General features: G+C 42.5%; 11 protein-coding genes. 2 read left to right on the plus strand and 9 right to left on the minus strand.

Translation table 11 applies throughout. From position 1 onward, the window contains the following. Nucleotides 1-77: 77 nt before the first annotated feature. The 7 genes from VJ09_RS04830 to VJ09_RS04855 all read right to left on the minus strand — a co-directional run bounded on the left by VJ09_RS04830 (nt 78) and on the right by VJ09_RS04855 (nt 7,921). Complete coding sequence (locus VJ09_RS04830; protein ID WP_052807220.1) at nt 78-1,292, minus strand: FAD-dependent monooxygenase; 1,215 nt, start codon at nt 1,290-1,292, stop codon at nt 78-80. A gap of 130 nt (nt 1,293-1,422) precedes the next feature. After that, nucleotides 1,423-1,935 (minus strand): adenine phosphoribosyltransferase, encoded by a 513-nt coding sequence (locus VJ09_RS04835; protein ID WP_044640488.1) that lies wholly within the window; start codon nt 1,933-1,935, stop codon nt 1,423-1,425. A 1-nt stretch (nt 1,936) separates the two neighbouring features. Beyond that, the gene (gene recJ, locus VJ09_RS04840) at nt 1,937-4,279 is read right to left on the minus strand and encodes a single-stranded-DNA-specific exonuclease RecJ (RefSeq protein ID WP_044640489.1); all 2,343 of its coding nucleotides are present in this window, start codon (nt 4,277-4,279) and stop codon (nt 1,937-1,939) included. A gap of 70 nt (nt 4,280-4,349) precedes the next feature. Next, nucleotides 4,350-5,267, minus strand: coding sequence for a cation diffusion facilitator family transporter (locus VJ09_RS04845; protein ID WP_044640490.1), 918 nt, complete (start codon nt 5,265-5,267; stop codon nt 4,350-4,352). Between the two features lie 86 nt (nt 5,268-5,353). Continuing rightward, a complete protein-coding gene (secF, locus tag VJ09_RS18685; RefSeq protein WP_052807221.1) occupies nt 5,354-6,274 on the minus strand; it encodes a protein translocase subunit SecF in 921 nt (306 codons plus the stop codon). Continuing rightward, nucleotides 6,264-7,496, minus strand: coding sequence for a protein translocase subunit SecD (gene secD / locus VJ09_RS18690; RefSeq protein WP_052807222.1), 1,233 nt, complete (start codon nt 7,494-7,496; stop codon nt 6,264-6,266). Before secD ends, secF begins: the two co-directional genes overlap by 11 nt. A gap of 131 nt (nt 7,497-7,627) precedes the next feature. After that, the gene (locus VJ09_RS04855; protein ID WP_230199091.1) at nt 7,628-7,921 is read right to left on the minus strand and encodes a post-transcriptional regulator; all 294 of its coding nucleotides are present in this window, start codon (nt 7,919-7,921) and stop codon (nt 7,628-7,630) included. Between the two features lie 305 nt (nt 7,922-8,226). On the opposite strand from VJ09_RS04855, the gene spoVB reads away from it, so the two are divergent. After that, a complete protein-coding gene (spoVB, locus tag VJ09_RS04860) occupies nt 8,227-9,813 on the plus strand; it encodes a stage V sporulation protein B (protein WP_044640491.1) in 1,587 nt (528 codons plus the stop codon). A gap of 305 nt (nt 9,814-10,118) precedes the next feature. On the opposite strand, the gene VJ09_RS04865 is transcribed toward spoVB, so the two are convergent. Beyond that, nucleotides 10,119-10,805 (minus strand): DUF421 domain-containing protein, encoded by a 687-nt coding sequence (locus VJ09_RS04865; protein ID WP_044640492.1) that lies wholly within the window; start codon nt 10,803-10,805, stop codon nt 10,119-10,121. A gap of 132 nt (nt 10,806-10,937) precedes the next feature. On the opposite strand from VJ09_RS04865, the gene VJ09_RS04870 reads away from it, so the two are divergent. Continuing rightward, nucleotides 10,938-11,330, plus strand: coding sequence for a TIGR04086 family membrane protein (locus VJ09_RS04870; protein ID WP_052807223.1), 393 nt, complete (start codon nt 10,938-10,940; stop codon nt 11,328-11,330). Nucleotides 11,331-11,426: 96 nt separating this feature from the next. Here VJ09_RS04870 and VJ09_RS04875 read toward each other — a convergent pair whose 3' ends face one another. Next, nucleotides 11,427-12,503: a hypothetical protein gene (locus tag VJ09_RS04875; protein WP_044640493.1), complete on the minus strand. Its 1,077-nt coding sequence runs from the start codon at nt 12,501-12,503 to the stop codon at nt 11,427-11,429. Nucleotides 12,504-12,581 lie beyond the last annotated feature (78 nt).

Raw genomic sequence — 12,581 nt, forward strand, 5'->3', positions numbered from 1 at the left:
AAATATAGAAAAAGCCCAGCAGAATACTGAGCTGTTAAACATGGAGTATCTATCTTGGATCTTTGAACCTACCCTTTCTAACGATAAATTCGAAACTCTTTCGGGATCTCAATCGTACCCGTTTCCACTAAAACTCGTCGTAAAAATCGTGGAATCAAACCAGTACGGAACAGAAACGGCACGACGACCGGACGTACAGTTCGCAATAGTTTGGTAGTAGGTGCGACAGCTCGTTCCGCTCTCATTTGAATTTGATGAATGGATCTTAAAGAAGGCTCTCGCTTTTGTTGTACTTGATGCAGGAATCCAGCAGAGTAATCTTCTTTTTGTAAAGAATCAACGATTACCTTGGCCGCTTCAATGGAGGTAGCGACTGCAAGCGTTACACCGATTGCTCCAACTGGACTTGCGCAATGAGCAGCATCTCCTATGAGCAGACAACCATCTTTTGCCCAATCTCGTACCATAAAGATCCGTGATTGCAATAAATGGAAAGCAGAGTAATCCGATAAATCCTTTGTAAAGGGAGCAAATAGGGTGCCAACTTCCTCTAAGATTCCTTTCATCTCTTCAATGCCCGCTTTGCGTAGATGTGCATACTCTCCTTTTGGAAGAAAGACACCTGCTTGTAAATGGTTTGGATACTTAGGAAGTACAATAAAGAGGTTTTCATCTGTAAATTGGATGCGTAACGCGCTATTCCATTCATCTGGTCTATCTATCGTAAACCAAGCAATATCATTCTTATAGTGGGAGTAGTCTTGCTCAAATTTTCCAAGCCGGCTGACTGTGGAGTTTCGTCCATCAGCCCCTATTGTGATTTTTGCCTCAATTTCTACTTTTTCCCCTGCTACTTCTGCGATCGTCCCTGTCACCTGTTCACCAGTATATTGAAGCTTTTGAACAGCTGCTTGAAAACAAAGATGGAAAGAAGAAAACTGTTTTCCTACTTCGGCGAACGCTTGGAGCATCACTGGTTGGGGCATCCACATCGCAAAAGGATATTCACTGATTTGACTAAATTGAAATCTCCCCAACTGCCGATCTCGATTGAAAATACTCCCATTAGTCAATTTTGTATGTGGATGTTGGTAGATCATCTCTAAAAGTCCAATATCTGCCATCATATTCAAGAAAGCAGGCTGGAGAACTTCCCCACGATACTCCCGATCAAAATTTTTATTGCGTTCCAGTACTGTTACATCGATCCCTTGTTTAGCTAGTAGGAGTCCTAGTATCATTCCTGCTGGACCCGCTCCTACAACACATACATCGGTTGTCCATTTACGCAAAATATTTCTCTCCTCTCAGAAAAATAGGAGCTCTCTTTCTATTTTACACCTTATGGTTTATATACCCCATGCAAAAAACCCCGATTTCTTTATTGCTAAATCGAGGTTTCATTCTAATTTTATTATTCTATTAGTACTGCATTAATGTAACGGTTTCTATGTCGTCTAACTTCTTACGACCATCGAGATATGTTAATTCAATCATAAAAGCCGCTCCTACTGGTATTCCTCCCAGTTGTTTTACCAGGTTGATGGTAGTAGCAATGGTACCACCTGTCGCAAGAAGATCATCCGCGATCAAAACTTTTTGCCCAGGTAATATAGCGTCCTTGTGCATTGCCAGAGCATCTTTTCCATATTCCAAGCTGTATTCCGCTTGAATGGTTTCACCTGGAAGTTTTCCTAGCTTACGAACTGGTACGAAGCCTGCTCCAAGAGCGAGTGCCAAGGGTGCCCCTACCACAAAACCACGAGCTTCAGGTCCTACTACAATATCAATCTCATGGTGTTTCACCATTTTTGCAAGTTCTTCAATCGAAGCACGATAGGCTTTAGCATCTTTTAAAAGGGTCGAAATATCCTTAAAACGGATCCCCGGCTGTGGAAAGTCTTCGATGACGCGAATGTACTCTTTGAAATCCATCTTATCTTCCTCCTGCCATTTGCCATGGCTTGGTTTCCAGGTATTGTCGCAAGTCTCGGTAGGAGGAGTAGACCAAGTATTGCTGTACTTCCGCATAGTCCACCTGCCGTTGGTACAATACCGATTCTTCTAATGGACGTTTTCCTGCTCCTATTTGGATCTGCACACGTCCTTGTTCAATCGAGACGAACGATAAATCTTCAAACACTTGAATCATAAAGGAAAGTGCGCGTTTTGACAATCCTGTCTTGCGACTTAGCGAATCAAGATGTCTTGGAAACTGAACATTCCGGTCTCGTACTTGATAGAGTGTCTGGTAAAGTTTCTTGAATTGATCTCGCCGTGGGATATTGACTAAATTGTTTGCACCATCCGCATCACTAAACAAAAAGTAGTATCTTTCAGCATCTGTATAGTGATCGATACACTCATGGAATTGCTTCATAGTTGGTGGAGGATCCAGGAAAACCACATATGGATGAGATTGCTCCACTTTATCCAACTGATCCCAATAGGTGATGGAAGACTCATTTGCCTGACGCCATTGTTCTGGAATCGTAGTGTCAACACGCAAGATAAACAGACATTTTTCCCCTGCAAGTGCTTGGACTTTCTCCCATTTCCGATTGCTTCTCCAATCGAAAATCTGACGCTCGGCAACTCGTAAATCCTTTAATAATACTTGTGCGGTTCGGCGACCATTCCACTCGTTCATCGTCAGCTCTCCCACTACTTGAACCGGCATCTGAAGAGTTAACTGATCGGCAATATCCGCTCGGCGGAAGGCAACTACCTCTAAGTTTTTTTCTTCTTGTGTGAGATGGAGCTTGACATGATTTTGTGATTGACCCATTTTTTGTAGACGAGTCAAAACAGCTTGGTCAATTTGAAACAGTGGGGTTGGATTCCCTGTACCAAAAGGTTCCATCTGGCGAATCTCTTCCAAAATGCCAAATTCGACTTGGGTAAGATCCAGTTTCCCTTCAATCTGAGTTAATGGCACATAATCTTCGTCGTGTAGAGTCTCCTCTGCATACGCCGTAAGCCTCTGATGAAGTAGCTCTAGATTCTCGATCGGCATAGTCATTCCTGCTGCCATCGTATGTCCTCCGTAGTGAGGGAGATACTCTTTGGATGCAGTAAGTGCTTGATAGAGATCAAATCCAACGATGCTTCTGGCTGATCCTTTTGCAATTCCTTTTTCCGAATCAATTCCTAATACAATAGTGGGACGGTAGTATTTCTCTACCAATCGGGATGCAACAATCCCTACCACTCCTACATTCCAACCTTCTTGTGCCACAATGATAACTTTTTGATGTTTAGCTGGGTCTTGTTCAACCTGAGCAATCGCTTGCTCTGTTATCTCTTCTACTAACTCTTGACGCTCTCGATTCCGTTCATTTAACTTATCCGCAATTTGGATCGCTTCTGTCTGATTCTCGGTCAAAAGTAGATCAACTGCCTCATTGGCACTATAGAGTCGACCACTAGCATTGATTCGTGGCCCAATAAAAAAACCAACTGAACTTGCATTGATCTCTTTTCCTACACCAGCAGCATCAGCCAAAGCAGATAATCCCAAATTAGCACGTTCATTCATTCGATTCAGTCCGTAAGTTGCCAAAACTCGATTTTCACCAACCAGAGGAACTAAATCCGCGATCGTTCCAAGCGCCACCAAATCCATCCATTCTACAGGGGGGTAATCGAGAATGGCGCTAATCAGTTTAAAAGCAACCCCTACTCCTGCTAATTGTTTGAATGGATAAGGACAACTTGGCTTTTTGGGATTGATCACAGCAAAGGCATCTGGCAGGATCTCAGGGGGCTCATGATGGTCTGTAATGATCAGATCGAGACCAATCTCTTTAGCTAATGCCGCTTCCTCTACCGCACTAATTCCCGTATCTACACTGATAACAAGTCCTGTACCCTGTTCTTTTAGGCGCAGGATCGCCTCTTTATTTAAACCATATCCTTCCCGAAAACGATTCGGGATATAGTAATCTACATCAGCTTCTAAATAACGAAATGCTTTCATCATCAAGCTAGTACTACTTACACCATCCGCATCATAGTCACCATAGATTATGATCTTTTCGTTTTCTTGCAGAGCATCATGAATCCGTTCTACTGCTTTTTCCATGTCCTCTAGCAAAAAAGGATCGTGCAAATGCTCCAAGCTAGGTTGTAGGAACCGCCTTGCAAGGTCTGGTTCTGCTATCTCCCGATGAATCAGCATCTTGGCTAACAAAGGGGAGATCCCCAGCACTTCCGTCATCTGCTTGATCTTTGCTTCTTCAGAAACATAAGGAATCCAGCGTGTTCTAGCATGGTACATCGGTCCGTTCACCTCTTCTTTGTGTGCGAGAATCATTATAGCACAGGTGAACGAGAATCGCTGGATGATCCTAGTCCTTTACTAGATCGTCTGGATTATAAGGATTGATATGTACCATCACATCGGTTACTTGAGGATGCTCGGATAACAGAACAGACTTCACTTGTTTTCCAATGAGGTGCCCTTCTTCTACTGTAATATGCGGATCTACTGCCACTTTTAAATCTACAATGACATAATATCCATGCTCCCTTGCACGCAAATCGTTAATATGTAAAACTCCATCTACTGATTGTACTGTCTCCAACAGTTCAGCCACTTCAGCCTCATGCCAGACATGATCGAGGCTAATATGAATATTCTCTTTTGCTAAACGATATGCTGTATAAATTACAAAGAGTGCTACTCCCAATCCTGCCCAGGCATCGAGATGAAGGAGCCAACCTATCTGGAGCCATTCTCCTATGATAGATCCTACAATTCCGATGATCGCTGCTAGTGTAGAAAACACATCAGAGCGATGATCCCAAGCATTGGCAAGGATTGCAGGGCTATCTAATTTTTTTCCGAGAACAATCGTATAGCGAAACAAAATCTCTTTCACAATGACGGAGACCACAGCTGCCCCCACAGCCCACCATCCAGGCGACTTTCGAATCGGTTCCATCAATCCTTGGATCGCATTACTTGCCACTTCCACTCCCACAATCGCAATCAAAACAGAGACGATAATTGCAGCAATTGTTTCCGCTTTTCCATATCCATAAGGGTGATCTGCATCAGGTGGTCTTTTAGCAATTTTGAGACCAAATAATACAGCAAAGGAACCTACCACATCTGATGCTGAATTCGCTGCTTCTGCGATCAAAGCCCTACTTCCAGTCCAATACCCTACTACACCTTTTAAAATCGCCAGCCCCGTATTGGCATAGATTCCAATACGCGCTACACGCTCTGCCTCGTCAAATCGCTTCCCAAACGCTGTCATAATGGACACTCCTAACGTACAAAAAAAGCCACGGAACATACCTGCTCCGCGGCGGTTGACGTTAGTTTATTAATCTATCGTCTGCTTTATTCAGCTGGAATAGCATCCAACTTCTCTTTTTTCGGTCCTTTTTTCATAGAAGCCCATTCCATATCTAGCCAAAGTTGAGAAGCGAGGAAAATGGAAGAGTAGGAACCTGAGATCAATCCAAGAAGAAGAGCAAGTGAGAAATAACGAATGCTTTCTCCACCAAAAACGAATAGAGCCAATGCCCCAAGTAATACCGAAATGACTGTGTTAAGCGAGCGAACTAATGTCTGGTTTAGACTCCGATTCACGATATCCTTCAAATGGTCTAGTTTTTTCGGCTTTTCCAAAATCATGTTTTCTCTTATCCGGTCAAAGATTACAATCGTATCATTCACTGAGTATCCGACAATCGTCAAGATTGCCGCAATAAAGACGAGATCTACTTCGAATTGAAAAAGAGAAAAGATTCCAATCGTAAACAACGCATCATAAAAGAGAGCAGCAATTGCCGCAACAGCATAACGCCATTTAAAGCGAATGGCGACATATGCCACAATAATAAGGGATGCCAGCAAGATGGAAATGATCGCATTTCGTGCTAGCTCGCGACCTATGATCGGATTCACCACTTGTTCTTGTACAGAGACTTTCGTTTGAAACGCTGTATCAAGTGCTTTGCGATATTTTTCCAACTCAGTAGAAGAAACTGTGCGATCCAATCGGACGATTAGAACCTCTTTATTCTGTCCCCCGATACGAGTCGTAGTATTTTCTAACCCTGCCTTTTGAAGCACATCCTCTGCCTTTGCTTGATCTACCTTTTGGGGAAAGGCAAAGTCGAGGCGAGTTCCACTCACAAAATCGATTCCTAAATTCAGGCCTTGCACAAACAATGAGATCGTTCCTGCGATGACGAGAACGATAGAAAAGAGGTAATAAAACTTCCGATGTTTGACAAAATCCATTTTATAATTCACCGATCTCATCTCCCTTCACTTGGAAAGCGCTTGGTTTCTTGAGGTAGTTGGAAGAGACCAAGAGATAGATGAGTAGACGAGCAAAGCCCACCGCAGTGACAAAGCTTACAAGAATACCTGCGATCAAGGAGACCGAAAAACCTTTTACACCTGCTGTACCAAAGATAAAGAGAACAACTCCTCCGAGAATGGTAGTTAAGTTAGCATCTGTAATGGTCCCAAAAGATCTGGTAGAACCATGTTTGACTGCTGCTTTCACATTACGGCCATTCCGAAGTTCTTCTCGAATCCGTTCATTCATAATCACGTTGGCATCCACCGCCATCCCAATCCCTAATATAAAGGCAGCGATTCCTGGTAATGTGAGTGTCATGTTAAATGCATAGAACGTAAGCAACACCAACCAACCATATGCAACGAGGGTGATTACAGTAACCAAACCTGGGATCCGATAATATCCAATCATAAAGATAAAGATAGCCAGAATCGCATACGCTCCGGCTTGTAGACTTAGCTGAAGTGATTCTGCTCCCAGACTAGCATCTACCGCAAAGCTCTGAATCTCCTTTAACTTAATGGGAAGTGCACCAGCGTTGAGTAAATCTGCCAATTGCTGTGCCTCATCTACTGTTCCCACTCCCGTAATTACCGCGTTACCACCTGGAATCACACTGCTAATCGTAGGATTGCTCAATTGATCTTCGTCTAAATAGATAGGAATAGTTTGTCCGATATATTGCCGAGTGATATCTTCAAACTTTTTTGGATCCTTAAATTTCACAGCTACTTGAGGTTGATTGAATTGATCATATTCAACCTTGGAAGCGCCTTGTACCAGATCTTTTCCATCGATCAATACTGTCTTTCCATCTGGAGTGCGGAACGTTAAATTGGCAGGTTTACCTAAAATCTCTCTCGCTTTTTTCGGATCTTGAACTCCAGCTAACTGGACACGAATTCGATTTGGTTCTTCGACTGTGATTTCTGGTTCATTCACTCCCAATACATCGATTCGACGTTGGATCGAAGCAGCAGCATCTTTTAATGTTACAGCTGACACTTTCTGACCTGCTTCCGCTTGATACAATACTTCAAATCCACCTTGCAAGTCGAGTCCTTTTGGGATTCCGTTCCAAACAGGCATTGTCGTAGAAGCTACAGTTGCTAGCAACGCGACTACCAGAACCATAAAAAGGACAATTCTTCCCTTTTTGCGCTTCATCTTTTTATATCTCCTTCTAGAGATCTATCATTTGGACCTCTCTTAAAATCAATATTTTCATTATCCCAACGCTGACAAGACATGTCAAACCATACAAAAAAGCCATCTGGTCAAAAGCGACCGATGGCATCTTAAGGTTGTTTGTAGACACTGACCATAAGCCAGTTCATAAAGTTATTTGCTTTTAGTGACATAATGTCATTTACTAAACGATTTACTCGTGGTAATCCTCGACGGTAACTCTCGGATACACATGCCCAAATTTGCTCACTGGTCACATTTTCGTAACCACACATGCGGAACTCTTCTGCTTTTACTTCACAAAGTCTTTCCACACTATTGAACAATTCTTGATCCCCCATCATACCAGAAGTAGAATCTTGGGGTTTTCGATTGACCGACCGTAATGGTGATGGTCTCTTCATAAAAAATACCTCCCAGATGTAGTTTTCTAGGTGAATGGTAAAATACGCCTTTCCTATTCCAACATCCTGCTAATTTTGAAAATATTTTATGTCATGCTAGCACTGGACAAGGCATACAGTTTGTACTATTAAGTGAAACTTCCATCAACAGAGGTTTTCCTCATCCGCTGGTGGTTAGTTGAACCAATCGGACCTTACGGGCAGATTCTCCCTACCTTGTCTTTCTTGCTTCTTCCGAATTTGAAAGTGGAGTCTTTCTGTCCGTTAAGAGCGGGAACAAACTATGCGGTCGAAAGGGTGGCATCATGAGTAAACAGAGCTTTTTGTACGGGACTCTGATCCTCGTCGGTGCAGGTTTTATTACCAAAATACTAGGATTTATCTATCGAATTGCGCTTTCCCGCATTATTGGAGACGAAGGAATGGGACTCTTTCAAATGGCTTTCCCCATTCTGATCTTCCTCATCGTCATCACCACAGCTGGTATCCCAGTCGCTATTTCCAAGCTGGTATCTGAGGCAGAAGCCAAAGAAGAAGAACATAAAATACAGGCAATCCTTATTGTATCAATTTTGGTCGTAACCATCACCAGTGTAACTGTTACCATTTCTGTTTTTTTTCTAGCACCATTCATTGCCAACTATTTATTGACTGACGAGCGTACCATTTATTCTTTCTTGGCAATGTCTCCTGTGATCCCTATCATTGCGATTTCATCCGTTTTTCGGGGATACTTTCAAGGTCGTCAAAATATGACCCCATTTGCTATCTCTCAAATTGTGGAACAGATCATCCGCATTTTTACGGTACTCGCTCTAGCTAAGATGCTGTTACCCTATGGGATTGCAATTGCCTCAGCCGGGGCGATGATCGGGATGGTAGTTGGTGAATTTATGGGGATGCTCTATCTATTATACTCCTATCGTAAAGATCCCCAAAAGCCTGACAAGCCTATTTTTACTATCCAACGAGTCATGTTTACGAAGCAGTGGTGGATAGAACAGAAAGAGACCCTACAAAGTTTAGCTAGAATTGCGGGTCCAGTCACGTTTAGCAGAATGATCGGCTCGCTATCTTATGCTGTAGAGCCTATTGTAGTAGCTCAAAGTTTGGCATTTGCTGGCATTGCTACAGCAGCCTCCACTGCCTTGTATGGACAGCTGGAAGGAATGGCATTACCTCTTGTCTTCTTCCCAGCATTTATCACCTATGCTCTGACTGTTTCTCTTGTCCCAGCGATCAGTGAAGCTGCCGCCCAAAAAAAGACCGATATAGTAGAGAGACGTCTACAACAAGCAATTCGTCTGTCTCTCTTAATAGGTGCCCCCTGTACTTTAATGGTCTATCTAATGGCAGAACCACTCTCTCTTTTGCTCTATCAACATCCAGAGGTAGGAAAACTAATCCAAGTGATGGCTCCTTTTTCGTTGTTCTACTATTTACAAGGTCCCTTTGCATCCGTGCTACAAGGACTAGACAAGGCAAGTATCGCCATGCGTAATTCCATCATTGGTGCAGTCATCAAGATTATCTTGATCTTTATCTTAGCGTCTCGTCCTGACCTAGGAATTATAGGTGTAGCGATGGCAATCAATTTTGGGATTATCGTAGTCACCGGGCTTCATTTCTTTAGCATCGCAAAACTAGTCCCGATTAGCATCCATATACGAGAGTTAGTTAAACTAAGCCTCGCAGTTGGAATCACGGGGATGATCATCTATTACTTGATGGGACAAGAACAAAGTCCACTTGTCACCCGAGTTCTCCTCTCCATGCTAAGCGGTTTTTGTGTTTATTTCATGGGCTTAATGTTTCTCGGACTCATCAAAAAAGAGGATGTTATCCGCGTCCCCTACATTGGCCCATGGCTCTCCAAACGGTTACCCTATTAAATACTTACGTGAACTACATCCCATTGAAAAGGGGGCTTCTCGTTTTATTGAATCGACCAACATTGCATTCTTCTTTACAAAGACACGTTCTATCCCTAACTCGAATGGTAGTGTATAGTGGGAGAATTCCCATTCGCAAATCTTAAATTCAGGTTATTGTGGGGATAACCCGCTCCTAATAAAAGCTCAAACAACAGGTTGTCCCCTTGTTACCTTTTGCACCTGCACCCACTAGATCGCTAAACGAACGCACTGCATGTAAATCTGTTCTCTTACTATATATCAACATCGAATACCCTCCAAAATTAACTATCTTTCGGGTCAATATACAGTTCCTCATCATTCGGATGATAACTTGCATAAAAAATTTCTTTAAAATCTTTATATCCTTGTTTTTGAATTTGTTGTTTTAGCCAAAAGATGGTCTGATTTATTTCTTCTAATCCTTCTTTTTGTACTTTCCCATCCAAGATCACTGCGGTTGGCAATACAAACTTCTTTGCGATAGTTGGTAAAAGCTCTTTTCTGGATGGTGGTTGTACTTCTTCTTTTGGGAAAACAGATAGCTTTCCGGATGGCTCCAAAATAGCAAATTCTACATCAGCCAAATTGGCTATATTTTTTTCACGGAGTTGCTGCATGAGATCATCCATATTGTAACGAAGTTTCTCCATCTGCTTATCTTGAATATGCCCTTTTTTAATCAAGAAAACGGGGTCTCCATCTACTAAGCGACGAAGTTTCGAACTTTTTAATAGGATCATCGAACAGGCTATCTGGAGTACTACCAACGTAATCATAGGGGCTAGTCCAGTTAAAAGAGGCATATTACTATCCTCTAGCAAAAATACAGATATCTCCGCAATCATAAAAAACACGATCAGATCAAAGACAGAGAGCTGCCCAATTTCTCGCTTCCCCATCAATCTCATAATCAAAATGATAAAGAAATAGAGAAAAATGGTTCGCAAAACGGAAACCCAAATATCCACACGGGTACCTCCTTGTTCTTGATTCCTCCTTTGTAGTGTGTCACTTCAGCTGGAAAATATGTCCGTCTGACATATTAGAAGAGACGAGCTCATAAGGATGAAACAAGTATCACTTGGAGAGGAAGAATAATTATGGATCAATTAATGGATTCGTTTCGCCGTGGCTGGCGTAACCCATGGTTTGCTGGACAAATGCTCACTTGGATCATCGTCGTCATTCTCTCTTTTATCGTCGCATTACTGCTACGATATACTTCTATGGGTAGTACTACACTACCAGCTATTACCTTTTTCATTAATGCGATTGGTTTATTATGCGGTGGGTATATGTCAGGAAAAAGAGCTGGACAGCGAGGTTGGTTTTTTGGTGGGATGCAAGGCGTAATCTATACCCTTATTTTGGGACTTATCTCCTTCTTAGCTTTTGACCTACAAATGCAAAGTAATCTCTTATTATTCATGCTCAGTTCGTTTGGACTAGGTGCTTTAGGTGGGATTTTTGGAGTGAATGCAGGGGATGAATAAGAGAAAATGATAGATCTCTTTCTACAATGGTGAAACAAATGATAAGAGCTACTAACCTCTACCGAAGTAGGGTTAGTAGCTCTTAACTTTACCTAACTAACTTAGTTGAATTTCTCCTTGTTCGAATGCGACTCGTGCTCTGATTGCGCAAGATAGGCACATCGCCATTAGCGATGGGAAATCAATATGCCCACTGTTCAGCATCTTTTGAATCTCCGTGTGAATGTTGGTCTGCCCAATGAAGCCGTAGCGCTCGCAAGCTGCCATTGTTACATTCGTCAAAGCGTGTTCCACTCGACGACGATCGAAACCATTGAGTTCACTATACTTGATCGTACGTCCATCTCTCGACCACTTATCCTTTAGATCTAGGATATCGAGAAGAGGGATGAGGAAATCCAATTTGAACAAGACCACTTCTTTGCTGATCTTAACATCCTTTGCAGTGATGTTAGGAGTATATCTCTTTTGATCCAGCAAAGCAGAAACTGAAGCATAATGGTAATAGTTGTTTTCTGATCCTAGAACCATTTCGACATCTCTCTTTGTGGCTGCATCCATTTCGAATTCCGGTGCATCTGTATGGCTCATCAGATAGTTTCGGATCCGAGTGTAACTGTCTAGCATTGCTGCTGTAATCTCTGGATCACTGTAAATTTCTTGTTTTTCCATGATTGCGACGCATACTGCCTCCCATCCAGCATGAAAATCATCTAGATAGACCATGTTGAGATCTGGATTACTGTCCATCTTTTTGACATTTCCGGACTTATCCTTGTCGAACCATCCGAAAAGTCGCTTAGCCGTTGGACCCCAAATCCCCATGATGGAGAGCATGATGTACTCATCTCCACCGAAGAGTCCCCAATCTGCGTTGAGCAGTTGATAAAATGGCTCCAACTGCTTTTCGCCATTGGAATAAGCATCACAGTGCAGAGCAATGAGAGCGATGATCTGAAACTCTCTTTTTTCTGCAAGTTGCTTTTTCGCGATTTTTGCTACTTCATCTAGTGTGTACTCTTCCTTGAGAAATGGTAGTTCCCCTTTTGCAATTCGCTCCATGACACTTTCTGCCACGGTATATGGTGTGACCCCTGCTTTTTCTAGTTCCTCGAATACAAACCCTTTCATTTCCTTGCCGTTTGGCAACACCACGTTAGTTTTCTTTCCCATTCTGATTCCTCCTTATAATGAATGAATTAAGGTAGGAAGTCAGAACAGCGGGGGATATCCCTCGCTACTCTGCCTTCC

Source organism: Risungbinella massiliensis, from assembly GCF_000942395.1.
In the GTDB taxonomy this organism is placed as follows: Bacteria; Bacillota; Bacilli; order Thermoactinomycetales; family Thermoactinomycetaceae; genus Risungbinella; species Risungbinella massiliensis.

Excerpts from the sequence above, each read along its gene's own strand:
- recJ (WP_044640489.1), bottom strand. The coding sequence starts at position 4,279 with ATGTACCATGCTAGAACACGCTGGATTCCTTATGTTTCTGAAGAAGCA.
- secD (WP_052807222.1), bottom strand. The coding sequence starts at position 7,496 with ATGAAGCGCAAAAAGGGAAGAATTGTCCTTTTTATGGTTCTGGTAGTC.
- VJ09_RS04870 (WP_052807223.1), top strand. The coding sequence starts at position 10,938 with ATGGATCAATTAATGGATTCGTTTCGCCGTGGCTGGCGTAACCCATGG.
- VJ09_RS04835 (WP_044640488.1), bottom strand. The coding sequence starts at position 1,935 with ATGGATTTCAAAGAGTACATTCGCGTCATCGAAGACTTTCCACAGCCG.
- VJ09_RS04875 (WP_044640493.1), bottom strand. The coding sequence starts at position 12,503 with ATGGGAAAGAAAACTAACGTGGTGTTGCCAAACGGCAAGGAAATGAAA.
- VJ09_RS04855 (WP_230199091.1), bottom strand. The coding sequence starts at position 7,921 with ATGAAGAGACCATCACCATTACGGTCGGTCAATCGAAAACCCCAAGAT.
- VJ09_RS04845 (WP_044640490.1), bottom strand. The coding sequence starts at position 5,267 with ATGACAGCGTTTGGGAAGCGATTTGACGAGGCAGAGCGTGTAGCGCGT.
- spoVB (WP_044640491.1), top strand. The coding sequence starts at position 8,227 with ATGAGTAAACAGAGCTTTTTGTACGGGACTCTGATCCTCGTCGGTGCA.